23 protein-coding genes are annotated in these 24,287 nt (G+C 70.7%); 2 read left to right on the forward strand and 21 right to left on the reverse strand.

The window, feature by feature from the left end; all coding sequences use genetic code 11:
- A partial coding sequence (locus NON22_RS02175) for a hypothetical protein (RefSeq protein WP_257385256.1) occupies nt 1-243 on the forward strand: 243 nt, incomplete at its 5' end.
- 9 nt (nt 244-252) lie between these two features.
- On the opposite strand, the gene NON22_RS02180 is transcribed toward NON22_RS02175, so the two are convergent.
- From NON22_RS02180 to queF, 19 genes are all read right to left on the reverse strand, one after another.
- Nucleotides 253-1,761, reverse strand: coding sequence for a hypothetical protein (locus NON22_RS02180; RefSeq protein ID WP_257385257.1), 1,509 nt, complete (start codon nt 1,759-1,761; stop codon nt 253-255).
- A 464-nt stretch (nt 1,762-2,225) separates the two neighbouring features.
- Nucleotides 2,226-3,401, reverse strand: a complete 1,176-nt coding sequence (locus tag NON22_RS02185; RefSeq protein ID WP_257385258.1) for an ABC transporter permease — start codon at nt 3,399-3,401, stop codon at nt 2,226-2,228.
- Nucleotides 3,398-4,132 (reverse strand): ABC transporter ATP-binding protein, encoded by a 735-nt coding sequence (locus tag NON22_RS02190; RefSeq protein WP_257385259.1) that lies wholly within the window; start codon nt 4,130-4,132, stop codon nt 3,398-3,400. Before NON22_RS02190 ends, NON22_RS02185 begins: the two co-directional genes overlap by 4 nt.
- Entirely contained in the window at nt 4,129-5,610 is a 1,482-nt protein-coding gene (locus NON22_RS02195) for an alpha/beta hydrolase (RefSeq protein WP_257385260.1), read from the reverse strand. The genes NON22_RS02190 and NON22_RS02195 overlap by 4 nt, the downstream gene beginning before the upstream one ends.
- Nucleotides 5,611-6,130: 520 nt before the next feature.
- The gene (locus NON22_RS02200) at nt 6,131-6,613 is read right to left on the reverse strand and encodes a hypothetical protein (RefSeq protein WP_257385261.1); all 483 of its coding nucleotides are present in this window, start codon (nt 6,611-6,613) and stop codon (nt 6,131-6,133) included.
- Nucleotides 6,614-6,709: 96 nt separating this feature from the next.
- Complete coding sequence (locus tag NON22_RS02205; protein ID WP_257385262.1) at nt 6,710-7,714, reverse strand: pyridoxal-phosphate dependent enzyme; 1,005 nt, start codon at nt 7,712-7,714, stop codon at nt 6,710-6,712.
- Between the two features lie 504 nt (nt 7,715-8,218).
- Nucleotides 8,219-8,449, reverse strand: coding sequence for an ACT domain-containing protein (locus NON22_RS02210; protein ID WP_257385263.1), 231 nt, complete (start codon nt 8,447-8,449; stop codon nt 8,219-8,221).
- Nucleotides 8,446-10,167 carry an acetolactate synthase 2 catalytic subunit gene (gene ilvG / locus NON22_RS02215; RefSeq protein WP_257385264.1) on the reverse strand — a complete coding sequence of 574 codons (1,722 nt, stop codon included), beginning with the start codon at nt 10,165-10,167 and terminating at the stop codon, nt 8,446-8,448. Before ilvG ends, NON22_RS02210 begins: the two co-directional genes overlap by 4 nt.
- 1 nt (nt 10,168) lies before the next feature.
- Nucleotides 10,169-11,212, reverse strand: a complete 1,044-nt coding sequence (gene ilvC / locus NON22_RS02220) for a ketol-acid reductoisomerase (protein ID WP_257385265.1) — start codon at nt 11,210-11,212, stop codon at nt 10,169-10,171.
- Nucleotides 11,213-11,274: 62 nt separating this feature from the next.
- Entirely contained in the window at nt 11,275-12,924 is a 1,650-nt protein-coding gene (ilvD, locus tag NON22_RS02225) for a dihydroxy-acid dehydratase (protein WP_257385266.1), read from the reverse strand.
- A 213-nt stretch (nt 12,925-13,137) separates the two neighbouring features.
- The gene (gene leuB / locus NON22_RS02230) at nt 13,138-14,211 is read right to left on the reverse strand and encodes a 3-isopropylmalate dehydrogenase (protein ID WP_257385267.1); all 1,074 of its coding nucleotides are present in this window, start codon (nt 14,209-14,211) and stop codon (nt 13,138-13,140) included.
- On the reverse strand, nt 14,208-14,792 hold the full coding sequence (gene leuD / locus NON22_RS02235; protein WP_257385268.1) for a 3-isopropylmalate dehydratase small subunit: 585 nt from the start codon (nt 14,790-14,792) through the stop codon (nt 14,208-14,210). The genes leuB and leuD overlap by 4 nt, the downstream gene beginning before the upstream one ends.
- Entirely contained in the window at nt 14,789-16,201 is a 1,413-nt protein-coding gene (gene leuC, locus NON22_RS02240; protein WP_257385269.1) for a 3-isopropylmalate dehydratase large subunit, read from the reverse strand. Before leuC ends, leuD begins: the two co-directional genes overlap by 4 nt.
- Entirely contained in the window at nt 16,201-17,148 is a 948-nt protein-coding gene (locus NON22_RS02245) for a branched-chain amino acid transaminase (protein WP_257385270.1), read from the reverse strand. The genes leuC and NON22_RS02245 overlap by 1 nt, the downstream gene beginning before the upstream one ends.
- 9 nt (nt 17,149-17,157) lie before the next feature.
- Nucleotides 17,158-18,747 (reverse strand): 2-isopropylmalate synthase, encoded by a 1,590-nt coding sequence (locus tag NON22_RS02250; RefSeq protein ID WP_257385271.1) that lies wholly within the window; start codon nt 18,745-18,747, stop codon nt 17,158-17,160.
- A 269-nt stretch (nt 18,748-19,016) separates the two neighbouring features.
- Nucleotides 19,017-19,280 (reverse strand): hypothetical protein, encoded by a 264-nt coding sequence (locus NON22_RS02255; protein ID WP_257385272.1) that lies wholly within the window; start codon nt 19,278-19,280, stop codon nt 19,017-19,019.
- A 62-nt stretch (nt 19,281-19,342) separates the two neighbouring features.
- Nucleotides 19,343-19,879, reverse strand: a complete 537-nt coding sequence (locus tag NON22_RS02260) for a GFA family protein (RefSeq protein ID WP_257385273.1) — start codon at nt 19,877-19,879, stop codon at nt 19,343-19,345.
- Between the two features lie 13 nt (nt 19,880-19,892).
- Nucleotides 19,893-20,282, reverse strand: coding sequence for a VOC family protein (locus tag NON22_RS02265; protein WP_257385274.1), 390 nt, complete (start codon nt 20,280-20,282; stop codon nt 19,893-19,895).
- Between the two features lie 334 nt (nt 20,283-20,616).
- Nucleotides 20,617-21,444 carry an NADPH-dependent 7-cyano-7-deazaguanine reductase QueF gene (gene queF / locus NON22_RS02270; protein WP_257385275.1) on the reverse strand — a complete coding sequence of 276 codons (828 nt, stop codon included), beginning with the start codon at nt 21,442-21,444 and terminating at the stop codon, nt 20,617-20,619.
- A 114-nt stretch (nt 21,445-21,558) separates the two neighbouring features.
- On the opposite strand from queF, the gene NON22_RS02275 reads away from it, so the two are divergent.
- Complete coding sequence (locus NON22_RS02275) at nt 21,559-22,797, forward strand: serine hydrolase domain-containing protein (RefSeq protein ID WP_257385276.1); 1,239 nt, start codon at nt 21,559-21,561, stop codon at nt 22,795-22,797.
- A gap of 7 nt (nt 22,798-22,804) precedes the next feature.
- On the opposite strand, the gene NON22_RS02280 is transcribed toward NON22_RS02275, so the two are convergent.
- Both NON22_RS02280 and NON22_RS02285 read right to left on the reverse strand, forming a co-directional pair.
- The gene (locus NON22_RS02280; protein WP_257385277.1) at nt 22,805-23,215 is read right to left on the reverse strand and encodes an acyl-CoA thioesterase; all 411 of its coding nucleotides are present in this window, start codon (nt 23,213-23,215) and stop codon (nt 22,805-22,807) included.
- 10 nt (nt 23,216-23,225) lie between these two features.
- A complete protein-coding gene (locus NON22_RS02285) occupies nt 23,226-24,266 on the reverse strand; it encodes a ribonucleotide-diphosphate reductase subunit beta (protein WP_257385278.1) in 1,041 nt (346 codons plus the stop codon).
- Nucleotides 24,267-24,287 lie beyond the last annotated feature (21 nt).

Genomic DNA, 24,287 nt, shown 5'->3' on the forward strand with positions numbered 1-24,287 from the left:
GCGGACGAGCTGCGCGAGGTGCTGGCCGAGCGCGCGCAAACGCCGCAGCGCGACCGGCGCAGCACCGCGCAGGAGCGCGCGGCGCTGGCCTATGCCGAGTGCGTGCTCGGCAAGCCCGGCGCCGCCGCCGAACTGGAACAGGCGCTGGCTGCGCCCGCGGCGATCAGCGTCGCGACGCGTCCCGGCACCGCCGAGGACTTCGCGCAATGGCGCGCCGACTGCACGCGCCGGCAGTCGCGCTGAGCCGGCCGTTCACGGCGTGCAGGACTGGCCCGTGCCGTCGACGCACTGCGCCGACGCGGCGAGCGGCAGAGCCGAGGAATAGTTCGCGAGCACGCCCTGCTGCGCACCGGTGTTGACGTAGTTGATCAGCCGCAGCGCGATCAGCGGCAGCCCGAGCAAGCGCAATCCTTCGCGCGAGGGCCGCAGCGCGACCGGGCCGTTGCCGAACGTCGGCTGGCCGAGCTTCAAGGTGACCAGCCCGGCCTGGTCCGGCGCCATGCCCGCGGTCGGGCCGCAGAACGTGGCCATGTTGCCGTGATAGCGCGAGGCCAGCAGCGCATCGGGCGCGCCGCCGCCGGGCACGACGACGGCCAGCGCCGTCGCTGGATGATGCGCGCTGGTCTCGCAGCCGCCGAACTGCGCGCCGCCGCTGTCGAGCAGCGCCCGGCCTTCGCGGTCGCTGATCAGCACCCACTCGCGCTCGACGACCGACAGCGGCGCACGCGCGTTGTACATGGTGCGGAACGGCGGCAGCGGCGCGGTCGTGCCGGGCGGCAGCAGGGCCGGATTGGTATAGAAGCGCTTGGTCGGAAACGTCTGCACGAACGAGGTCGTCGCGCCGAGCGCGCTGCGCGTGTCGAAGTCCGCGCTGACTTCGCTGGCCGCGAGCACCGCGCTGACCGCGTCGACCGCGCGCTCGAGCGGATAGCTCAACGTCACTCGGCGGTCGTCGACGACGACGTCGGCATTGACCGAACGCTCCTGCGGACCGCTGAGCGCGTCGGCGAGGCTCAGCGACTGCTGCGGCGTCGGCAGGAAATGGCGCACGACGCTCGCTATGCTGCCGCGCGGACGGTCGTCGGGATCGGTGCGGAACTCATCGAGCGCGACGGCCGCCGCGCCGAAGAACGTGCCGGCGGCGACGTTGATCACGGCGGCATAGCCGCTCAGACCGCCGCGCGGATTGGCCAGATCGCGCAACGGCTGGCCGGCCCAGTAGCCGCCGGGCGCGGTCCAGGCCGCGGCCAGCGCCGCGCAGTCGCGACCTTGGCCGCCGGCGTTGCCGGTCGCGCGATCGGTGGCCGTGTTCGGCACGATGCTCGCGACCTCGATCGCCTCGATCCAGCCCTCGGCCGTGCGCTCGATCATGGGCGAGTTGCCCGGCGCGGCGTCGACGAGCAGCGGCTGCAGGCGTCGGCCTGGTTGCTGCGGCGAAGCCTGCGACAAGGCCGGCAACACGCAGCTCGCATCGTCGCTGAGCAGCACGACGCCGGCGCCGGCGCGCGCGATGGCCGCGCTCCAGCTGTCGCGGCCGGCCAGGTAGACGTTGGTCACGAGCGCGGTCTCGCCGATCTCGCCCTCGGCCACGCGCAGCTGCACGACCTTGCCGCGCTCGCCGTTGTTGCTCAAGGTCAGCACGGTGCTGTTGCCCGCGTTCGCGCTGTAGTACGGAAAGATCAGCGCCTGACCCTGATCGCGCTGTCCGAGCAGCACGGCCGGCGCCGCGGAGGCGGCCGACAGTCCGGCGACGAACAGCATTCCCTGCAATCCTCTCGGCATTCCCCTGCTCCCGGAACGACGCGGCGGCATCCGCTGCGTCGTCCCTGCGTCCTGCTGCATTTCCCGACGGCGCCGCGGCGACGTCGATGCGCGCGGTGCCGACCTGCGGCCGCTGCCGCGCCGAACGCACGGCACGCGTTCACCGGCCCCTCGATTCGACGGAGACGGCCAACCCGCTTTGTTTACTTGTCAACTATTAGATTCGCAGCACCGTCCCGGCGGCTCGACGAGTCATCGGCTCGCCGCAGGCGGCACACAGAATCCAGGACGCGCGGATCGCGAAAATCCCCCAAGCCCGCGGCGGCGGCGGCGAATCACGAGCCTGAACGTACGCCGGCATTCGTATTTTCGTGCGGAGCGGGACATCCGGCCGATCGCCGCCGGCCGGGAAATTCGCGGATCCGTGCCGCGCGGGCGCCGGCGAACGGCACCCGCCGGCGGGATCAGCCCGAGATCGCGAGCCGCTCGGAACGGTAGACGCGCGCCGTGATCCAGGCGGAGACGGCGGCCGCGGCGATGCCGCAGCCGAGGCACAGCAGCAGCTGCGCCGCGGTCACCGCCTCGGCGCGCACGAGCCGCGTGACGATCAGGTGCTGGCTCAGCAGCGGCACGGCGAACATCCAGCCCTGCGCCTTCAGCGGCAGCACCGCGAGCATGGCCGACGGCAGCATCGGCACGAGCAGCAGCAGCGACAGGTAGGTCTGCGCTTCGCGGTAGCTCTTCGCGAATGCGGCGATCAGGGTCTGCAGGCAGCTCGCGAGCAGCACGAGCGGCAGCATCACGAGCAGCGCGATCGCGGCGAAGCGCGGGCCGAAGTCCAGCACCATACCGATGCGCGCGGTCGGTATGTAGCCGCCGGCGATGCCGAACGCGATCAGCGACAGGGTCAGGCTCGCCATCGCGAACGCGACCGTCGCGGCGAGCTTGCCGGCGAGGATGCGCGAGCGCGCGACCGGATTGACGAACAGCGGCTCGAGCGACTGGCGCTCGCGCTCGCCGGCCGTCGTATCGATCGCGAGATACATGCCGCCCATGAACGCGGCGAGGATCAGGAAATACGGCAGCATCGCGAACAGCAGCGCGCTGCGGCTCTGCGGCGTGGACTGGTCGCGCGCCGCGACGACCAGCGGCGAGGCCACGGCCGGCGACAGGCCGCGCGCCATCAGCCGCATCGCGCCGTTCTGGCCCGAATAGGCCTGCAGCAGCCCGCGCAGCCGGTCGACCGGCGTGGCCGAGTCGCGCTGCGAGGAGTCGTACAGCAGCTCGACCTGGGCCGTGCGTCCGGCGCGCCAGGCCTCGCCGTAGCTGGCCGGAATGCGCAGCACCATGTCCTCGTCCTGCGCGCGCACGCGCGCCTCGGGGTCATCGACCGGCGGCTTCGGCCTGACGCCGTTCTGCTTGAGAAACTCGACGAGGTTCGGCGCGTTCTCGGCGCCGACGACGGACACCTCGATCGGCTTCTCGCCGCGGTCGAGTTCGCGCGAGATCATCACCGAGGTCAGTCCGGCGAACAGCAGCGGACCGAGCAGCGGGCCGACCAGCAGCGCGTTCATGACCGTGCGCCGGTCGCGCAGGTTCTCGATGACTTCCTTGAGGAATACGACGATCGCGGCATTCATGCGGCCAGTCCCTCGTCGCTGCCGATCACGCGCACGAACGCGTCCTCGAGATTGCTTTCGCCGGTCTGCGCGCGCAGCTCGTCGGCCGTGCCGGCCGCGACGACGCGGCCGCCGGCGATGACGACGATGCGGTCGCAGAGCGCGGCCACTTCCTGCATGATGTGGCTGGAGAACAGCACGCAGCGTCCTTCGTCGCGCAGGCCGAGCAGGAAGCGGCGCATCGCGCGCGTGGCCATGACGTCGAGGCCGTTGGTCGGCTCGTCGAGGATGACGTTGCGCGGATCGTGCACGAGCGCGCGCGCGATCGCGGTCTTCACGCGCTGGCCCTGCGAAAAGCCCTCGCTGCGCCGCGCGGCGATGTCCTGCATCTCGAGCGCAGCGATCAGGCGTTCGCAGCGCGCCGCCGTCGTCGCCGCGTCGAGCCCCTGCAGGCGCGCGAAGTATTCGATGTTCTCGCGCGCGGTCAGGCGCTTGTACAGGCCGCGCGCGTCGGGCAGCACGCCGAGGCGGCGGCGCACGGCGTCGGCGTCGCGCGCCGCGTCGATGCCGTCGACGCGCACGCTGCCGCGGTCGGGCGTCATCAGCGTGTAGAGCATGCGCAGGGTCGTGGTCTTTCCGGCGCCGTTGGGGCCGAGCAGGCCGGTGATCTCGCCGTCGCGGGCGACGAAGCTGACGCCGGCGACGGCGCGCACAGCGCCGAAGGATTTGTGCAGATCGTCGGCCTCGATCATGGGCTGGCTCCGTTGTAGTCGAGGAAGAACGGCGTCGCGCCCATCTCGGCGATGCAGCCCGCGTCGAGCTTGTCCGTCTCCAGCGTGTCGACAAAGCGCGCGAACAGGCGCGGCACGCAGCCCCGGCCGATGACGTTGTGCCCCTGCCCCGGCGCGACGAGGTGGCGCGCGCGGCTCAGGCTCTTGGCGACCTGCTCGGCGTAGCGCGGCGGCGTGACCGGATCGTACTGGCCCGACAGCAGCAGGGTCGGCAGGTCCGAACGCAGCGGCTCGTGGAAATCCGCCGGCCGCCGGCCGCGCGGCCAGACCTCGCACTGCGCCTTGATCGCCTCGACGAAATCGCCGCCGAGGATCAGCTCCCGGTCCTCGGGCCGCGGCTGCAGCAGGTCGGCGTCTTCGGCGCAGATCACCGACAGGCCCATGCCCGAGGTCAGGGTCGCGCCGAGATCGGCCGTGATCAGGCTGGCCTGGCCCATCAGCGGCGCCGCGTTGCCGATCGCGGCCTCGTGGATCGCGAGCGGCAGCAGCGCCGCGGTCTCGGGCGCGTACGCATACAGCCGCACGAGGCCGGCGAAGGTGTCGGCGTCGAGCTCGTGGTGCAGCGGCGCGAAACTCTGCGGATCGCGCAGGCTGACCGGCTGCGGCTGCTGCCGCAGCCGCGCGCGCAAGGCGTAGAGATCCTTGTAGACGTCGCCGAAACGCTCCCGGCAGGCGGTTGCCGCGTCGCAAAGCGCGAACCGCGCGCGCAGCGCCTGGTCCAGCGACCGGGCGAAATCCTCGCCGAGCACCATTTCATTCGGCGCCACGCCGTCGAGCACGAGACTGCGCACGCCGTCGGGATGACGCCGCGCGTACTGCTGCGCGACGCGCGTGCCGTAGGAGATGCCGACGAGGTTGTACTGCACCTTGCCGAGGGCCTGGCGCAGCGCTTCGAGATCCTCGACCGCGTCGCTGGTCGTGTACAGCGCGGGATCGGCCTTGTCGCGCACGCGGGCCAGGCAGTCCTGCGCCAGCTTGCGCGCGCCGGCCACGTCGGCGGTCTGCTGCTGCGCGGCATCGACCGCGTCGGCCGGGGTTTCCCCGGCTTCGCAGCGCAGCGCGTTGGAGCCGCCGGTGCCGCGCTGGTCGAGCAAGATCACGTGCCGCGACCGCCGCGCCTGCGCGAACGCGCCGGCGACCTGCGGCCAGGACTCGGTCGCCGCCTGTCCCGGACCGCCGGCCAGCAGCACGAGCGGATCGCTGCGGACTTCCGCCGCGTCGCTCTTGATCAGGGCGAGCCGGAACGCGATGCGCCGGCCCTGCGGCTGCGCGCGATCTTCGGGCTGCGAGAACTCGGCGCACCAGGCCGCCGTCGTCGCGGCCGAGCGCGGCTGGCCGAGCTCGCAGCGCCGGAATTCCAGTTCGCCCCATTGCAAGGTGTCGCTGCCGGCCGCCGCCGGCACCAGCGACAGCAGGGCAGCACCAAGACTTGCGAGCATCGGTCTACCTCGTGCGGGTGGGCGGCGGAGTGTAGCCCGAGGCCGGCGGCGCCGGACACGCGCCGGCGGCGCCAATTCGCGAACGGAGCCGATCGGCTATCGCGCCGCAGTCGGCGCGGGGGCGCCGTCCGCGGCGCTGCCGCTCGACGACACCGACGGCACCGGCCGTTGCCGCGACGGCGACGCCGACCATGTGCCGTGACGCGACGACGATCTCGTCGTCCGCGTGAAGCGGTTGCGTCGCACGGCGGAATGGGGCTGCTGCTCCCTTGCGTCGGCAGGCCCCGGGGGACAACGACCAGGCCGGCCGATATCGTTGAATTTACGTCGCCGATTTCAACGACAAGCGCCTCATCGTCGGCAGCGAACGACGGCGCAGCCACGTATCGGAAAAAGCGCCCTTACCGCAAGTCCGCACTTCCGCCGGCCGCCCGTCCGCGAGGACGAAGAGCGCCAGGCCGCCGATCCGGACGTCCTCCGCAATCCGCCGCGCCGGACGATCGCCGCCCGCGCGTCGACCTCAGGACTCGGCTTTGCCGGCGCCGGCAGCCGCTGCGTCCGCTGGCGCCGCGACGGTCGGCGGCTTCAGCGCCTGCAGCTGCGCCGCGACCTGCCGGCGCCACGGGATCAGGCCCAGCAGCACGAGATTCAGCAGCAGCGGCACCGGGCTCGGCCGCGCGCCGAGCGCATAGTCGGTCAGCACCAGCAGCACGGTGATCGTCGCCGGCACGGCCGTGACCCAGATGCGCCGGTCGTCGGCGGCCCAGGTGCGGTAGAGCGCGAACACGTAGAGCGCGCCGATCGCCGTGATGATGACCAGCGGAATCGGCTGCCGCTGCGCGAGCAGGCCCAGGCCGGTCATCACGCAGCCGAACGTGGAATACGCCAGGATGCCGATCGTGGCCAAGGTCAGCTGATAGCTGCGCGATTCCAGTGCGCGGCGGCGGTCGCGGTTGGCGATCTCGCGGCGCGCGGCGGCCGGATCGTAAGCGTCGTCGTTCACGCGTCGCACTCCCCCGGCAGTGATGAGGTATCCAAGCATAGGGCAGCGCCGGCGGCGGGCATACCGCCGTCGGAGCCGCCGCCGCTCGCGAACCGATCAGGCCAGGCCCTGCTCGCCCTGCCAGCGCGCGAGATCGCCGAGGGTCACCACCTGGCCGCCGCAGACCACGGCGACGACGCGGCGCAGACCGCGCAGCGCCGAATGACCCGCGTACAGCGGCGCCAGCGCCGCGCCGCAGGCCGGCTCGATCATCTGGCCGTGATCCTCGGCCAGGCGCACGCAGGCCGTGGTCGCCTCGGCGTCGCTGACCGTCAGCGGCACCACATCGGCCGTGCGGCAGGCGTCGATCAGCGCCGGCGCGATGCGTTTGACGCAGAGGCTCGTCGCGAGGCTGCGCGGTGCGCTGAGCTCGACGACGCGGCCCTGGGCCAGGCTGCTCGCGAGCGACGCCGAACCTTCCGGCTCGACCGCGAGCACGCGCGTGCGCTGCCAGCCGACGCGGCGCAGTCCTTCGAGCACGCCGAGCAGCAGGCCGCCGCCGCCGACCGCGACGAGGATCGCATCGGGCGGCGACGCGCATTGCCGCGCGAGCTCCTCGACCAGCGAGGCATGACCCTGCCAGAGCAGCGGATCGTCGAACGGCGGAATGAACGCAATGTCGGCCGCGTCGGCCAGACGCAGGGCGACCGCGTTGGCTTCGTCCCAGACCGCGCCTTCGCAGCGCAGCTCGGCGCCGAGCGCGCGTATGCGCGCGCGCATGAACCCGGGCGTGGTCTGCGGGATCACGACGGTCACCGGAACGCCGAGCGCGCGGCCGGCCCAGGCCACCGCGTAGCCGGCGTTGCCGGCCGAGGAACAGACGAAGCGGCGCACGCCTCGGGCCGCGTGGTGCTGGCAGAGCAGGCCTATGCCGCGCAGTTTGAACGAGCGGGCCGGCTGCAGGTTGTCGAGCTTGAGCCCGACCTGGAGATCGCCGATGCGCGTCTGCAGCAGCGGCGTGACGATGTGCAGCGGCGCGGCGCGATCGGTTTCGACCGGCAGCGCGAAGGTCGTGCGGGTATCAGCGGTATACGCGTTTGCTGCGGAGGCGGAGAAGGTCATGGCGGCGTTCGCAAGGTGAGGACGGGGCGCGGACTGCGGACGACACCGGGCTAATTCGAATGCTGTGCTGGTACATGACGTTCTCCTGGGATTTATGAAAGGTTTCTACGCAAAGGAAATCGATCTGGAATGTTTCGCGGCACCGGCCGTCGCTACGAAACGGGAAACCGAGCGATGCGAAAACTTCTTGCCCGCTTGTTTTTTCTTTCCGCCGGCAGGCCTGGAGAAGGTTTTCGACGCCTGTCGCCGCCGGAAGCAAGCCCCATCCCCACCCCTGCCCTTCAAGGGAAGGGCATGGGACGGGGCTTGCCGTAACCGCCGCCTCCGGCAAGGCCGGACCAAGTCCCGTCGCGGCCTTCCTGCCCGCGTGGTCCGGCCATGCCGCGACACTCGCCTCGGCGTGACAGGCGGCCTCACGCCATCGACGTACACCGTGGCCACAGCGCATCGCAACCGCACACGCCGACACTGCAGGCATCGACGCCGTGCGACGGTCGCCGCCGCTCACGCTTCACCGACCAGCCTCACCTCCTGCACGTCGACGAGCCTCTGCAACTGCCGGCAAAGAATCTCGGGATCGCGCGAGCCGCCGAGGGTCAGGTTCACCGTATAGGCTTGCGCATCGCTGGCCGCGTTCACGGCGAGCACGTCCCAGCCGCGCCGTTCTATGGTGCCGAGCACCCGCAGCAGAGCGCCTTCGGCCCGATCCAGCGCGAGCACCAGGCTGCAACTCATGCGGCACACCCCATCATTTCGCCGTTGGACTTGCCCGGCGGCACCAGCGGCCAGACGTTCTCGCGCGCGTCGATCCTGACGTGGCAGAACAGCGGGCCCGGCTCGCGCAGCAGGCGCTGCACGGCGCCGTCGACCTGGTCGCGCCGCTCGATCGCGAACGCCGGGATGCCGAACGCGCGCGCGAGCTCGGCGAAGTCCGGGTTGTCGGACAGGTCGACTTCGCTGTAGCGGCGCTCGAAGAACAGCTCCTGCCACTGCCGCACCATGCCGAGGCTGGCGTTGTCCAGCAGCACGATCTTGACCGGGATGTTGTAGCGCTTGAGCGTCGCGAGCTCCTGGATGTTCATCATGATGGAGCCGTCGCCGGACACGCAGACCACGGTCGCTCCCGGACGCGCGAGCTGCGCGCCGATCGCCGCGGGCAGGCCGAAGCCCATCGTGCCGAGGCCGCCCGAGGACAGGTGCGCCGCGGTGTACGGCACGCGCCAGTGCTGCGCGACCCACATCTGGTGCTGGCCGACGTCGCTGGCCACGACGAGCCGGTTGCCGCCGGCTTCCGACAGCTGCTTGAGCAGCGCCGGCGCGTAGATGCCTTCGCCGGGCGCGTCGTAGCGCCAGGCGTGCTGCTGCTTGAGCACGCGGCAGCGGCGCTGCCACGGCCGTATCGCGACCGGATGCACGAGGCGCGGCAGCATCTCACGCAGATCGCCGACGAGGCCGACGTCGCAGGCGCGCAGCTTGCCGAGCTCGGCCTGGTCGGCGTCGAGGTGGATCACGCGCGCCTCGGGCGCGAACGAGGCGAGCCGGCCGGTCGCGCGGTCGTCGAAGCGCGCGCCGACGACGAGCAGCAGGTCGCATTCCTGCACGGCGAAGTTCGCCGCCGGATTACCGTGCATGCCGAGCATGCCGAGGTAGTGCGTCTCGTCCGGATCGCAGGCGCCGAGTCCTTTCAGGGTGGCCACGGCCGGAATGCCGGTCAGCCGCGCGAACTCGCGCAGCTCGCGTTCCGCGCCGGCGATGCCGACGCCGCCGCCGACGTAGAGCAGCGGCTTCTTCGCGCGCGCGAGCAGCGCATGCGCCTCGGCCAGGCGCGCTTCGGCCGCGGCCGGCAGGCGCGTCGCGATCTCGCGCACGGGCCGCGCGACCGCGCGCGCGTTGGCGACGTCCTTGGGCAGGTCGATCAGCACCGGACCGGGCCGGCCGCTCGTCGCGATCGCGATCGCTTCGCGCACGACGGCGTGGACGTCCTCGGCGCGGCGTACGATGTAGCTGTGCTTGACGACCGGCAGGCTCATGCCGAACACGTCGACTTCCTGGAACGCGTCGGTGCCCATCAGGCTCGTCGGCACCTGGCCGGTGATCGCGAGCAGCGGTACCGAGTCGAGATAGGCGTTGGCCAGGCCGGTCAGCAGGTTGGTCGCGCCGGGGCCCGAGGTCGCGAGGCAGACGCCGACGCGGCCGCTCGCGCGCGCATAGCCGTCGGCCGCGAGCGCGGCGCCCTGCTCGTGGCGCACGAGAATGTGCTTCAGCGGCGAATCCACGAGCGCGTCGTAGACCGGCATGATCGCGCCGCCCGGATAGCCGAAGATCGTGTCGACGCCTTCGGCTTCCAGCGCGTCGAGCAGATGCTGCGCGCCGGTGCGCACGGTGCCGGCACGCGCCGGCGCCGCGGCGGCGCCGGCGGTCGAAGTGTTGCGGTGGTCTCTACCGCCGTCCATGTCAGGCACTCCGTTTCAGCGGCGCGTCCGCCGTCGGCGGCGCCACCGTGGTCACGGCCGGCTGGGCCGGATTCAGCCAGGGCATGCGCGCGCGCAGGCCGGCGCCGACCTGCTCGATCGGATGCGCGAGATCCTTCTGCTTGAGCGCGCGGTAGTTGCCGTTGCCGGCCTTGTATTCCGCGGTCCACTCGCGCGCGAACGTGCCGTCGCGGATCTCGGTCAGGATCTGCTGCATGCGCGCCTTGGTGCCGGCGTCGACGACGCGCGGGCCGCGCGTGAGGTCGCCGTACTGCGCGGTCTCGGAAATGAACTGGTGCATCTTGGCGAGGCCGCCCTCGTGCAGCAGGTCGACGATGAGCTTGAGCTCGTGCAGCACCTCGTAGTACGCGATTTCCGGCTGGTAGCCGGCTTCGGTAAGGGTCTCGAAACCGGCCAGCACGAGCTCGGTCGCGCCGCCGCAGAGCACGGCCTGCTCGCCGAACAGGTCGGTCTCGGTCTCCTCGGCGAAGCTCGTCTCGATCAGCATCGCGCGCGCGCCGCCGATGCCGGCCGCATAGGCCAGCACCTTGTCGCGGGCCTGGCCGCTCGCGTCCTGGTGGATCGCGTAGATGCACGGCACGCCGTGGCCCTTCTCGTACTCGCGGCGCACGAGCGCACCCGGCCCCTTCGGCGCGACAAGGATCACGTCGATGTCGGCGCGCGGCTGGATCTGGCCGAATTGCACGTTGAAGCCGTGCGCGAACAGCAGCGCCGCGTTCGGCTTGAGGTTAGTCGCGATCGCGTCCTCGTACAGCGCCGGCTGCACCATGTCGGGGGTCAGCACGGCGACGAGATCGGCGTTCTTCACGGCTTCCGCCGGTTCGGCGACCTTGAGGCCGTCGGCGCGGGCCTTGTCCCACGACGGGCCGCCGCGGCGCACGCCGACGGTGACGTCGAGTCCGGAGTCGCGGAGGTTCAGCGCGTGGGCGCGTCCCTGGCTGCCGTAGCCGAGTACGGCGACGCGGGCGGACTGCAGGGCGGCGGTGGTCGGTACGGTCGTGCTCATGCGGTGTCTCCGGGAAGTTGTGGAACGGTGGAATTCAGGAGAAGGATTCTGTGCGACGGGAATCAGGCACGCGTCACCGCGCCTTCGGCCGCGGAGCCGACCAGGCGCGCGTATTTCGCGAGCACGCCGCTGACGACCTTCGCGGCCGGCGGCTGCCAGCCGGCGCGGCGCGCATCGAGATCGGCGTCGGTGGACAAGGTGCGCGCCTGCGCGTCGATGACGAGGCGGTCGCCTTCGCGCAACAGTGCGATCGGACCGCCTCGGGCGGCTTCGGGCGCGATGTGGCCGACCATGAAGCCGTGCGTCGCGCCGCTGAAGCGGCCGTCGGTGATCAGCGCGACGTCGTTGCCGAGGCCGCGGCCGACCAGCGCCGCCGTGACCGCGAGCATTTCGCGCATGCCGGGACCGCCGGCCGGTCCTTCGTTGCGGATCACGATGACGTCGCCGACGTTGATCGCGCCGGCCTGTACCGCGGCGAAGGCCTGTTCCTCGCTGTCGAACACGCGCGCGGGCCCTTCGTGGCGCAGGCGGCCGTGGCCGGCGAGCTTGAGCACGCAACCTTCGGGCGCGACGTTGCCGTAGAGAATCGAGTAGCCGCCGCGCGGCTTCAGCGGCGCGCTGGCCGGCCGCACGACGTCCTGGCCGGCGAGCTGCGGCGCGGCCGCGTCGAGCTCGGCGAACAGCGAACGGCCGGTCACCGTCGCCGCGTCGTCGATCAGGCCGCCGTCGCGCATCGCCGACGCGACGAGGCTCGCGCCGCCGACGTTCGTCAGCTCGACCGCGGTATAGCGGCCGCCGGGCTTGAGGTCGGCGATGACCGGCGTGTCGCGCGAAGCGCTCTCGAAGTCTTCGAGGCTCAGCGGCACGCCGGCTTCGCGCGCGATCGCGAGCAGGTGCAGCACGGCATTGGTCGAGCCGGCCGTCGCGGCGACGAGGCGCGCGGCGTTGCGAAACGCGGTCGGCGTCAGCAGATCGCGCGGCAGGCGCTGCGTGTTGAAGCAGTCCAGCGCGAGCTCGCCGCAGCGGAACGCCGCGTCGCGCTTGGCCGGATCGGTCGCGGCGATGTCGTTGAGACCGAGCGGCGACAGGCCGAGCGCGGTCAGCACCATGGCCATGGTGTTGGCCGTGTACTGGCCGCCGCAGGCGCCGGCGCCGGGACAGGCGTGCTTTTCGACCTGGCAGAGTTTTTCGCCCGACAGCTTGCCGGCGCCGTGCGCGCCGACCGCTTCGAACACGTCCTGCACGGTGATCGCGCGGCCGTCCAGACGGCCGTGGGCGATGCTGCCGCCGTACAGCGCCACGCCGGGAATGTTCAGCCGCGCGAGCGCCATCGCCGCGGCCGGAATCGTCTTGTCGCAGCCGCACAGCACGACCATCGCGTCGAGGCTGTGGCCGTCGACGGCCAGCTCGATCGAGTCGGTGATGACTTCGCGGCTGACCAGCGAGGCGCGCATGCCCGGCGTGCCCATCGCGATGCCGTCGGTCACCGCGATCGTGTTGAACTCGATCGGCGTGCCACCGGCGGCGCGCACGCCGTCGCAGGCCGCCGCGGCGAGATCGCGCAGGTTGAGGTTGCACGGGCTCACGTTCGACCAGGTGTGCACGACGGCGACGAGCGGCCTGGCGATCGCGTCGTCGTCGAGGCCGGTTGCGCGCAGCATCGCGCGAGCCGGCGCGCGGTCGGGACCGTGTTTGATGGCGTTACTGCGCATGTGCGGGGGAATCCGTGCCGGGTGTCAGGGTCGCGCCCGCTGCGGACGGAGCGGACGCAGCGGTCGTGGAAGGTTGCGGTTTGCGGCTGCCGCGCAACGGCGCGGCGGTCTGCCGGAACGGCGCGCCGGCGCTGCCGCGCGAACTGTCCCACTGCACTGTGCCGGCGTATTGCGCGAGACCGGCGCCGAGGCGCGGCAATGTGCTGAACGCACTCATGCCGCCTCCTGTGCCGCGCCGCGCTCGCCGAATGCGGCGATGACGGCGGCCGTGCTCTCGCGCGTGCCGGCGCTGCCGCCGAGATCGCGCGTCAGCAGGCCGGCGTCGATGACGCGGTCGACGGCCTGCTCGATCGCGGCGGCTTCGTTCTCGAGCCCCAGCGAATGCCGCAGCAGCATGGCCGCGGACAGGATCGCGCCGAGCGGATTGGCGACGCCGCGGCCGGCGATGTCGGGCGCCGAGCCGTGGATCGGTTCGTACAGACCGCGCGTGCCGTCGCCGAGCGAGGCCGAGGGCAGCAGGCCCAGCGAACCGGCCAACGCCGCGGCCTCGTCGGTCAGGATGTCGCCGAACAGGTTCTCGGTGACGATGACGTCGTAGGCCGCCGGTCGCGTCAGCAGCAGCATGGCCATGGAATCGACGAGCTGGTGTTCGAGCGCGACGTCGGGGAATTCGTGCGCGACGCGCTGCGTGGTCTCGCGCCAGAGGCGCGACGTCTCCAGCACGTTCGCCTTGTCGACCGACGTCACGCGGCGGCCGCGCGTGCGCGCGAGCTGGAACGCGCGGCGCAGAACGCGTTCGACCTCGGCCGTGGTGTAGCGCGTCTCGTCGGTGGCCGCATCCGGCGTGCGCGTCTTCGCGCCGAAATACGCGCCGCCGGTCAGCTCGCGCACGAACAGCAGATCCACGCCGGCCAGGCGCTCGTTCTTCAGCGGCGACAGCTCGGCCAGGCGCGGATGCACGCGCACCGGCCGCAGGTTCGCGAAGACGCCGAGCTCGGCACGCAGGCGCAGCAGGCCCTGCTCGGGCCGCACGCGCGCCTTCGGGTCGGACCACTGCGGTCCGCCGACGGCGCCCAGCAGCACGGCGTCGGCCTGCTTGCAGACGATCAGGGTCTCGGCCGGCAGCGGATCGCCGTGCGCGTCGATCGCGCCGCCGCCGATCGCATGCTCGCTGAACTCGAACTCGTGGCCGTGATGCGCGGCGACGTGGCGCAGCACGCTGACCGCCGCGGCGGTGACTTCCGGACCGATGCCGTCGCCCGGCAACACGGCGATGCGCGCCTTCATGCGGCTTCTCCGCGCCGGCGCTCGAACCGTTCGATCGCGTCGTTGTGAGCGAGCAGGAAGCCGAGCTGGTCGACGCCGGCCAGCAGGCAATGTTTGGCGAACGCATCGAGCTGGAAGCCGAAGCGGCCGCCGTCGGGCAGCTCGATGGTCTGCGCGGCGACGTCGATCGCGAGCTCGATGCCCGGATGGGCGAGCAGATAGCGGTGCTCCGACTCGCTGAGCACGACGGCGAGCAGGCCGTTCTTGAGCGCGTTGTTGCGGAAGATGTCGGCGATCTCGGAGCTCAGCACGGCGCGGATGCCGTAGTCGAGCAATGCCCACGGCGCGTGTTCGCGCGAGGAGCCGCAGCCGAAGTTGCGCCCGGCGACGAGGATCTCGCAGGCGCGCGCGGCCGGCTTGTTGAGCTCGAACGCCGGGTTCTCGCGGCCGTCGGCCGCATAGCGCCAGTCGTTGAACGCGTAGCGGCCGAGGCCGGCGCGCTCGGTCGTCGTGAGGAAACGCGCCGGAATGATGCGGTCGGTGTCGATGTTCTCGTGCGCGAGCACGGCGGTGCGCGCGCGGATGTGCGTGATCGGGTTCATGCGGCCTGTTCCTGCAGCAGGGATTGCGGGTCGGCGACGCAGCCGGCCACGGCCGAGGCCGCGGCGACCGCGGGGCTGGCCAGCACGGTGCGCGCGCCGGGGCCCTGGCGGCCCTCGAAATTGCGGTTGGAGGTGCTGACGACGAGCTGGCCGGGCTTGGCCAGGTCGCCGTTCATTGCAATGCACATGGAGCAGCCGGGCTCGCGCCATTCGGCGCCGGCGGCGCGGAAGACCTGATCGAGGCCTTCGCGCTCGGCCTCGTGCTTGATCGCGAGCGATCCCGGCACGACGAGCATGCGCACGCGCGGAGCGAGCGAGCGGCCGCGCAGCACCGCGGCGGCGTCGCGCAGGTCGCTCAGGCGCGAGTTCGTGCAGCTGCCGACGAACACCACGTCGACGGCCGTGCCGGCCAGCGGCTTGCCGGCTTCGACCTGCATGTATTCCAGTGCGCGGCGCTCCTGCAGCGAGGCCGGCGCCGGCACCGCCGCGTCGAGCGCGACGACCATGCCCGGATGCGTGCCGTAGGTGACCGTCGGCCGCACGCGGCTCGCATCGACGTGCACGACCCGGTCGTACTTCGCGTCGGCATCGCTGGCCAGCGAGTTCCAGTAGCGCACGGCCTTGTCCCAGTCCTCGCCGCGCGGCGCGTACGGGCGCTCGCGCAGGTAGTCGTAGGTGACCTGGTCCGGCGCGATCAGGCCGGCGCGCGCGCCGGCTTCGATCGACATGTTGCACACCGTCATGCGCTGTTCCATCGACAGCGCCTGGATCGCGCGGCCGCGGTACTCGATGACGTGGCCGGTGCCGCCGTTGACGCCGATCTGGCCGATGATGTGCAGCACGAGGTCCTTGGCGCTGCAGTTGGCCGGCAGCTCGCCGTCGACGTGGATCGCCAGCGATTTCGGTTTCTGCTGCAGCAGGCACTGCGTCGCGAGCACGTGGCCGACCTCGGTCGTGCCGATGCCGAAGGCCAGCGCGCCGAACGCGCCGTGCGTCGAGGTGTGGCTGTCGCCGCAGACGATGGTCATGCCGGGCTGGGTCGCGCCGAGCTCCGGGCCGATCACGTGGACGATGCCGCGGTGATCGCTGTTCCAGCCGTTCAGGCGGATGCCGAACTGCGCGCAGTTCTTCTCGAGCTCGGCGACCTGGGCCGCGGCTTCCTCGCTCGCGTAGACCGGCTGGCCGAGGTCGTCGAACGGCGCGGTCGGCGTGGAATGGTCGAGCGTCGCGAGCGTGCGCTCGGGGCAGCGCACGTTGAGACCGCGCGCGCGCAGCTCGGCGAAGGCTTGCGGCGACGTGACTTCGTGGATCAGGTGCAGGTCGACGTAGAGGATGCCTGGCGTCGACGCCGTAGCCGCCTTGACGACGTGCGCGTCCCAGAGCTTGTCCAGCAGGGTGCGGGCGGCCATCACGCGGCCTCCTGGGCGAAGCTGCGCGCCTGCACCGGCGTCAGCCAGCCCCAGCGGTCTTCGGTGCCGCCGTCGAACAGGCCGAAGAACATGCGCTGCAGCGCCTTGGTGACCGGTCCGGGCTTGCCGCTGCCGACCGGCTTGCGGTCCACCGAACGCACCGGCGTGATCTCGGCGGCCGTGCCGGTCATGAACACTTCGTCGGCGAAATACAGCATTTCGCGCGGCATGGGCTGCTCGTGCACGGTGTAACCGAGTTCCTGCGCGAGGGTCATGACCGTGTCGCGCGTGATGCCGCAGAGGATCGACGCGCCAGCCGGCGGCGTATACAGCTTGCCGCCGCGCACGATGAACAGGTTCTCGCCGGCACCTTCGCTGAGCAGGCCGCCCGGCGCGAGCGCGATGCCTTCGACGAAGCCGCCGTCGACGGCTTCGCGCGCGATCAGCTGGCTGTTCAGATAATTGCCGCCGGCCTTCGCGCCGCTCGGATAGGTGTTCGGCGCGGCGCGGTTCCACGAGCTCACGCAGACGTCGACACCCTGCTCCAGCGCCGCGGCGCCGTGCATGCTGCCCCACTCGATCGCGATGACCGCGACGTCGACGGCGGTATCGCGCGGCGGCGCCAGGCTGAAGGTGAAGCCCGAGCGGTAGACGATGGGCCGCAGATACGCGCTGGTCAGCTTGTTCGCGAGCACGACGTCGGCGCAGGCCTGGTCGATCGCGTCGGCGTCGTAGGCAATGCCGAGGTCGTAGACGCGCGCCGAGTGGAACAGGCGCTCGGTGTGGTCGCGCAGGCGGAAGAACCGCGGGCCCTGCGGGGTGGCGTAGACGCGTTCGCCTTCGAACACCGACGAGCCGTAGTGCAGCGCGTGCGCGCCGACGCTGACATTGGCCTCTTGCCAGGGTTTGATGCGGCCGTTGTGCCAGATGTATGCGGGCGTCTTCATGCGGTTTCCTCAGGCGTGGTTCGCGGCCGCGCGCGCGGCCTTGTCGGGTTTGCTGCGTTCGATGCGGTTGGCGATTTCCAGCGCGGCCAGCGCGGCGGCTTCGACGATGTCGGTGGACACGCCGCGGCCGTGCAGCTCGCGGCCGGCGTGGCGTACGCCGAGCGTGGCCTGGCCCTGTGCGTCGCCGCCTTCGGACAGCGCGCGGATCTGGAAGTCGACGAGTTCGAAGTCCTGGCCGACGGCGCGGCCGATCGCGCGCAGGGTCGCGTCGACCGGGCCGTCGCCGATCGCCGCTTCGCTGGCCATGACGCCGTCCTCGCGCTGCAGCCGTACCGAGGCCGACGCGCTGCCGCCGAGATGCGAGGCCGCGTGCAGGTGCACGATGCGCCAGGGGCCCTGCGCCTCGGCGTCGCGGCCGAGGGCCAGCGCTTCGAGGTCGCTGTCGAATACTTCGCGCTTCTTGTCGGCCAGACTCTTGAAGCGCGTGAAGATCTGATCCAGCGCGGCCTCGTCGGGCGTATGGCCCAGGCTGGCCAGGCGCTCGCGCAGCGCGTGGCGGCCGCTGTGCTTGCCGAGCACGAGCTGCGAGCGCGCGAAGCCGACGTCCTCGGGGCGCATGATTTCGTAGGTGCCGCGGTGCTTGAGCATGCCGTGCTGGTGGATGCCCGATTCGTGCGCGAATGCGTTGTCGCCGACGACGGCCTTGTTGCGCGGGATCGGCTGGCCGGTCAGCTGGGCCAGCAGCCGCGCGGCCGGGTACAGCCGCGGCGTGCGCAGGCCGGTGTCCACGCCGAACAGTTCGGCGCGCGTCTTCAGCGCCATCGCGACTTCCTCGAGCGCGGCATTGCCGGCGCGCTCGCCGATGCCGGTCAGGGTGCATTCGACCTGGCGCGCGCCGGCGGCGACCGCGGCGAGGCTGTTGGCGACGGCCATGCCCAGGTCGTCGTGGCAGTGCACCGACAGCACGGCGCGCTCGATGCCGCGCACGTGAGTCCGCAAGAAACCTATGCGCTCGAACATCTCGGCCGGCGTGATGTAGCCGACCGTGTCGGGCACGTTCAACGTCGTCGCGCCGGCTTCGACGACCGCGGAGAACACCTCGGCCAGATAGTCCGGCTCGGTGCGCATCGCGTCTTCGGCGGAAAACTCCACGTCGTCGCAGAGCTCCTTCGCGCGGCGCACGCCGGCGACGGCCGCGGCGACGACCTGCTCACGGCTCATGCCGAGCTTGTGCTCGCGGTGCAGCGGGCTCGTGGCGATGAACACGTGGATGCGGCCGCGCACGGCGGGCTCCAGCGCGCGCGCGGCGGTTTCGATGTCGCCGCGCTGGCAGCGCGCGAGGGCGCAGATGGTCGCGCTCCGGATCTCGCGTGCGATCGCCTGCACCGAGGCGAAATCGCCGTCGGAGGCCTGCGGAAAACCGGCTTCGACGATGTCGACGCCGAGCTCGGCCAGCGCCTGGGCGATGCGCAGCTTCTGCGCGCGCGTCATCGAGAAACCGGGCGCCTGCTCGCCGTCGCGCAGGGTCGTGTCGAACACGCGTACGCGTTCGCGAGGGGCCGGGGTGATGCTGGCTACGGGGGATTCTGTCGGTGTCATGGTCTGCCTTCGCAGGCCAGGGCAACAAAAAACCCCGCACTCGTTTCCAAGTGCGGGGTTTTTTAGTGTTCGTGTCGTTGTGTTATCGACGCGCGCCCTAACCCGCACCTCCGGTGGTAATAAGAAGTACGAGTACGAGTACGAGCGAAATTCGCGCGGCGACCGCACGCAGGCCGACCGTCGCGAGCGTCTGCTCGGTGCGGTCGATCCGGCGGTGGTTGGTGCGCTGCGTCATGGGGTCCGACGCTATGCGCCGGCTTCCGGAGGTGTCAAATGGCTTCGTTTTTTTTGACGGATACTGGTTTCGAGACGATGTTTTTCGTCAAAATCTGTCGCTTATGCCGTTTTTCGTGGCCCGGAATCTGTCCGGACAACTGTCGGCACCGTGGAGTTGGCCGCTTGCCGCCGAAGCGACGGGTCGCGAAAGAGGGCGTCGGATCCGGGCGCGGCGGATGCCGGATGTCGCCGTCGCCCTCGTCGCCCGCAGGAGGCGGCACGGCCGCAAACAGGCTGCCGCCTTGCGGAAAAAACACACATCGCCGCGGCCCGCGGCCCGCTCGCGCAGCGCAGCGAAACCGCCGGAGCGCGGACGGACTCAACCGCGCTGCTGCGCCTGATACGCCGCGATCCGCGGCAGCAGCGCGGCACGGCGCGCGAGACTTTCGGGGCGCCAGACCCGCTCGCGCTCGTAGTATTCGGCGAACGCCGGCGCATCCGGCGGCAGCACGACCCAGGGCTGCTTCGACGCGGTGAAGATGTGCACGTCCGGCGGCAGCGCATCGGGATCGTCCAGGGTGCCGACGCGCACGAAGCGCATGAGCGGGCCGTTGCCGGCGTAATGGCTCCAGACCGCGACGCGGCAGTCCGGGCAGCGTGCGATCAGCTGGCCGCGGCCGCTCGCCGACGGCGTCAGGACGAGCTCGGGTTCGTCGCCGGGAATTTCGACGCGATCCGACTCGATCATCGCGTTCAGCGCGAAGGAGGCGCCGCTCTCGCGCTGGCACCAGCGGCAATGGCAGCAGTGCACGATCAGCGGCGCCGCGGTCAGCCGGTAGCGGATGCGGCGGCAGTCGCAGCCGCCTTCACGCGGCACCGCGGCGTCGGCCGGAGCCGGACTCGTTTCGTCGGCCACGGTCGCGCTCCGCCTACATCAACGGCTGCGCGAGATGGATCAGGTTGCCGCAGGTGTCCTCGAACTTCGCGAGGATCACCGGGCCCATGTTCTGCGGTTCGCCATGGAACACGACGCCGCGTTCCTTGAGCTGCGCGTATTCGGCGGCGACGTCGCGCGACATGAATGCCGTCGCCGGAATGCCGGCCTCGAACAGCGCCTTCTGGTAGACCTTCGCCGGCGGAAACGCCATCGGCTCCAGCACGAGCTCGACGCCGTCGACGCCGTCGGGCGACACCACGGTCAGCCAGCGGTACTCGCCCATCGGAATGTCCGCATGCGGCTTGAAGCCGAGCACGCGCGTGTAGAAATCCAGTGCCTTGTCCTGGTCCTCGACGAAGATGCTGCTGAGCTTGATCTGCATGGCCGGCTCGTTGCGGACGACAGGCCTGCAACGATAGCGAAGCGACGTTACGGCCGGAAGCGGCGGCGCAGCAAAATCGACCGACTCGCGACGCAGACAGCGCTCGGCGTCGATAGTCGGAGTTGCTATCGCCGTCGAAGCCTTGCAGAACGCTCGCAACGCACCGCGACAAGCCGAACGGCATGAGAACCGCCGGGCGATCGTGGCGCGGAAGCTCACGGCGGGCGTGGCCCACCGCTATAGTCGTCGTCGACGAGGCTGCGCAAGCTGACGGCTCGGGCAGGCCGTTCGACCCGCAGGTGCAGCGCGCCAATCCCCACGTCGCCCGTCGTTGTTACTGCCTAGCCCCGCGCGGATTTCCGGGCAACTCGGCGGCCTCGCTGCTGCGGAAGGGATTGATGTCGAGGCCGCCGCGGCGCGTGTAGCGCGCATAGACGGCGAGATAGTGCGGCGCGCAGCGTTCTTGCAGGTCACACCAGATGCGCTCGACGCATTGCTCGTGGAAATCGCTGTGGCGGCGGAACGAAACGAGATAGCGCAGCAGGCCGGCGCGATCGAGGCGCGGGCCACGGTAGCGGATCTGCAGGCTGGCCCAGTCGGGCTGCCCGGTGACCGGACAGTTGGACTTGAGCAGGTGCGACACCAGGGTTTCCTCGACGACGGTGGTCGCGTCGGCCTGCAGGTAGTCCGGCCGCGGCGCGTCGTAGTCGGCGATGTCGACGTCGATGCCGTCCAGGCACTCGCCGTCGAGTTCGCGCAGCGCTTCGTGCGCGAAGTCCGCGGCGGCCTGCAGGCGCACGCCGACGGCGGCGCCCGCTGCGGCGGACAGATCCGTACGCAGCCGCTGCATGACCGCATCGGCACCGTCGAGCCGCGTCTGCGCGAAGGTGTTCAGATACAGCTTGAACGACTTGGATTCGATGATGTTCGGCGAGGTCGCCGGCACGCGGAACTCGGCGATCGCGACGACGGGTTTGCCGCGCGGATCGAGCCAGGACAGCTCGTAGGCGTTCCAGATGTCGACGCCATGGAACGGCAATGCGCCGCTCAGGCCGAGCTCGGCGCGCTTGGCCGCGCGCGGAATCGGGAACAGCAGCGACGCGTCGTATTCGTCGCGATACGCGACGGACTTGCCCAGCAGGGAGTGTTCGGCGGAAGTCATGCGTGCAGTGTAGCGGCTTGCATCGCGACGGTCCCGGCATGACTTCCGCCAGCGGCTTAAACCCGCGGCGTCGCGCGAGCATCCGAGCAGTGTCCCGTCCCGGAGCGCCGTCCGATGCGCCTGCCATTCGCCGCCGTCCTGCTGCTTTCGCTGTGCGCCTGCGCCGGAACTCCGACTAAGACCCTGCGGCGCGCCGACGCCCGCACGCTCGACGTGCGGCAGCTCGACGCCAGAGTCGCCGAGCTCATGCAGGCGGCGCAGGTGCCCGGGCTCGCGCTCGCGGTGATCGCCGATGGCGAGGTCGCCTACCTGAAGGCCTACGGCCTGCGCGATCGCGAGCAAGACCTGCCGCTGCAGACCGACACGGTCATGTACGGCGCCTCGCTGACGAAGGCCATGTTCGCCTGGCTCGTCATGCAGCTCGTCGACGAGGGCAAGCTCGATCTCGACCGGTCCATCGCCGCGTACCTTCCGAAGCCGCTGCCCGACTACGAGAAGTACGCCGACCTCGCCGGCGACGAACGCTGGCGCCGGCTGACGCCGCGCATGCTGCTGAGCCATACGAGCGGCTTTCCGAATTTCCGCTTCTTCCTGCCCGACGGCCGCTACGACGAGCACGGCAAGCTCGCCTTCGCGTTCGATCCCGGCACGCGCTATGCGTATTCCGGCGAAGGCATCAACCTGCTGCAGTTCGTCATCGAGCAGGGGCTCGGCCTGGATCTCGCCCAGTTGCTGCAGCAGCGCGTCTACGACCGCTACGGCATGCGCCGCAGCAGCATGACCTGGCGCGAGGATTTCGCCGGCAACGTCGCGATCGGCTACGACAAGGCCGGCAAGCCGCTCGGTCATCGCCAGCGTCGCGGCGTGCGCGCCGCCGGTTCCATGGACACGACGCCGGCCGACTTTGCGTCGTTTCTCGCCGCGGTCGTGCGCGGCGACGGTCTCTCGGCCGCGGCGCGCACGGAACTGCTGCGCGCGCAGGTCCGCATCGATTCCAAGCGCCAGTTCCCGACCCTCGCGCCCGAGACCGGCGACGACAATCGCGCGATCGACCTCGCCTATGCGCTGGGCTGGGGCCGCTACGTCTCGCCGTATGGCGTGGTCAATTTCAAGGAGGGTTCCGACGAGGGCTGGAACAACTATTCGGCCTTCATCGGCGAGCGCAGGCTCGGCCTGCTGATCATGAGCAACAGCGACAACGCGCGCGGCATCTTCAAGTACCTCAACGACGCCGTGCTCGGCGACACCTGCATGCCGTGGTTCTGGGAAACCTACATTCCGTACGACCGGCCCGATCTCGCGACACCTACCGCGCTGCAGGCGCCGCATCCGGCCTGCGGGCCGGTGCGCTGAAGCGGCATCACGGCGCCGGCGCAGCCAGCGGCACGACGGCGGTCGGCGTGCCGTGCGCATCGAGCGCGATCATCGTGAAGCGGCCGCGCGTGCACAGGCGCGCGTCGCCGCTGAGCGGATCCTCGGCGATCAGGTCGACCTCGACCTGCATCGAGCTGCGTCCGGTCGCGACGATCCGCGCGACGAGCTCGACGAGCTGGCCCTGCCGCACGGGCTGGCGGAAATCCACCTGCTCTGAGCGCGCCGTCACGACCGTGCGCCGCGCATAGCGCGTCGCGACGACGAACGCGGCCTTGTCCATCCAGGCCAAGGCCTGGCCGCCGAACAGGGTGCCGAGGTGGTTGGTGTGATCGGGAAACACGATCTCGATCAGCCGCGCTTCGGTCGCCGTGCCGGCGGGCGCAGAGACTGCAGTCATGCGGCCGTCCTCAGAACGCCGCGTCGAACGTGACTTCGCCTTCGACGGCGACCTGGTACGCCGACACGCGGCGCTCGAAGAAGTTGGTCAGCTCCTGCACGTCCTGCAGATCCATGAACGCGAACGGATTGCGCGCGTGGTAGCGCTTGGCCAGGCCGAGCTGCACGAGGCGCTGGTCGGCCACGTACTCCAGATACTGGCGCATGTCCTTCAGCGACAGGCCGGCGACGCCGCCCGACAGCACGTCCTCGGCGAACTGCTGCTCGCAGGCGATGGCCTCGTCGAGCATCTGCGCGATGTCGGCCTGCAGCGATTCGTCGAACAGCTCGGGCTCTTCCTCGCGCGCGACGCGGATGACCTCGAACGCGAACGCCATGTGGCCCGACTCGTCGCGGAACACCCAGTTCGTGCCGGCCGCGAGACCGTGCAGCAGGCCGCGCGAACGCAGGTAATAGACGTAGGCGAACGCGGCGAAGAAGAACAGGCCTTCGATGCAGGCGGCGAAGCAGATCAGGTTCAGCAGGAACTGGCGCCGCTGCGCGCGCGTCTCGATGCGGCCGAGCTGCTGGATCGAATCCATCCACTTGAAGCAGAACTCGGCCTTGTGGCGTATGGCCGGAATGTTCTCGACCGCGGCGAAGGCCTTGGCGCGCGCCTCGGGCTCGGGCAGGTAGGTGTCGAGCAGGGTCAGGTAGAACTGCACGTGCAGCGCTTCCTCGTACAGCTGGCGCGACAGGTACATGCGCGCCTCGGGCGCGTTGATGTGCTTGTACAGGTTCAGCACGAGGTTGTTCGCGACGATGGAGTCGCCGGTCGCGAAGAACGCCACGAGACGCTCGATCAGATGCCGCTCGGCCGGACCGAACTTGTGGCGCAGATCGTTGACGTCGAGCGAGAAGTCGACTTCCTCGACGGTCCAGGTATTGCGGATCGCGTCGCGATACATGTCGTAGAAACGCGGATAGCGCATCGGACGCAGGGTCAGGTTGAAGCCTGCGTCGAGCAGGCGCGGCGTGGTGCTGGAATCGATGTCGGGCGGAACTGCAGTCATGGCGGTGTACCGGTGGGGCAG

Origin of the sequence: Tahibacter caeni (assembly GCF_024609805.1) — a bacterium.
In the GTDB taxonomy this organism is placed as follows: Bacteria; Pseudomonadota; Gammaproteobacteria; order Xanthomonadales; family Rhodanobacteraceae; genus Tahibacter; species Tahibacter caeni.

Bases quoted from the DNA above. Each gene is read 5' to 3' on its own strand.
- leuC (WP_257385269.1), bottom strand. From the start codon at position 16,201: ATGGCCGCCCGCACCCTGCTGGACAAGCTCTGGGACGCGCACGTCGTC.
- queF (WP_257385275.1), bottom strand. From the start codon at position 21,444: ATGACTTCCGCCGAACACTCCCTGCTGGGCAAGTCCGTCGCGTATCGC.
- NON22_RS02250 (WP_257385271.1), bottom strand. From the start codon at position 18,747: ATGACACCGACAGAATCCCCCGTAGCCAGCATCACCCCGGCCCCTCGC.
- NON22_RS02245 (WP_257385270.1), bottom strand. From the start codon at position 17,148: ATGAAGACGCCCGCATACATCTGGCACAACGGCCGCATCAAACCCTGG.
- NON22_RS02180 (WP_257385257.1), bottom strand. From the start codon at position 1,761: ATGCTGTTCGTCGCCGGACTGTCGGCCGCCTCCGCGGCGCCGGCCGTG.
- NON22_RS02195 (WP_257385260.1), bottom strand. From the start codon at position 5,610: ATGCTCGCAAGTCTTGGTGCTGCCCTGCTGTCGCTGGTGCCGGCGGCG.
- NON22_RS02265 (WP_257385274.1), bottom strand. From the start codon at position 20,282: ATGCAGATCAAGCTCAGCAGCATCTTCGTCGAGGACCAGGACAAGGCA.
- ilvG (WP_257385264.1), bottom strand. From the start codon at position 10,167: ATGGACGGCGGTAGAGACCACCGCAACACTTCGACCGCCGGCGCCGCC.
- NON22_RS02275 (WP_257385276.1), top strand. From the start codon at position 21,559: ATGCGCCTGCCATTCGCCGCCGTCCTGCTGCTTTCGCTGTGCGCCTGC.
- NON22_RS02205 (WP_257385262.1), bottom strand. From the start codon at position 7,714: ATGACCTTCTCCGCCTCCGCAGCAAACGCGTATACCGCTGATACCCGC.
- ilvD (WP_257385266.1), bottom strand. From the start codon at position 12,924: ATGCGCAGTAACGCCATCAAACACGGTCCCGACCGCGCGCCGGCTCGC.
- NON22_RS02185 (WP_257385258.1), bottom strand. From the start codon at position 3,401: ATGAATGCCGCGATCGTCGTATTCCTCAAGGAAGTCATCGAGAACCTG.
- NON22_RS02210 (WP_257385263.1), bottom strand. From the start codon at position 8,449: ATGAGTTGCAGCCTGGTGCTCGCGCTGGATCGGGCCGAAGGCGCTCTG.
- NON22_RS02280 (WP_257385277.1), bottom strand. From the start codon at position 23,215: ATGACTGCAGTCTCTGCGCCCGCCGGCACGGCGACCGAAGCGCGGCTG.
- NON22_RS02285 (WP_257385278.1), bottom strand. From the start codon at position 24,266: ATGACTGCAGTTCCGCCCGACATCGATTCCAGCACCACGCCGCGCCTG.
- leuB (WP_257385267.1), bottom strand. From the start codon at position 14,211: ATGAAGGCGCGCATCGCCGTGTTGCCGGGCGACGGCATCGGTCCGGAA.
- ilvC (WP_257385265.1), bottom strand. From the start codon at position 11,212: ATGAGCACGACCGTACCGACCACCGCCGCCCTGCAGTCCGCCCGCGTC.
- NON22_RS02190 (WP_257385259.1), bottom strand. From the start codon at position 4,132: ATGATCGAGGCCGACGATCTGCACAAATCCTTCGGCGCTGTGCGCGCC.
- leuD (WP_257385268.1), bottom strand. From the start codon at position 14,792: ATGAACCCGATCACGCACATCCGCGCGCGCACCGCCGTGCTCGCGCAC.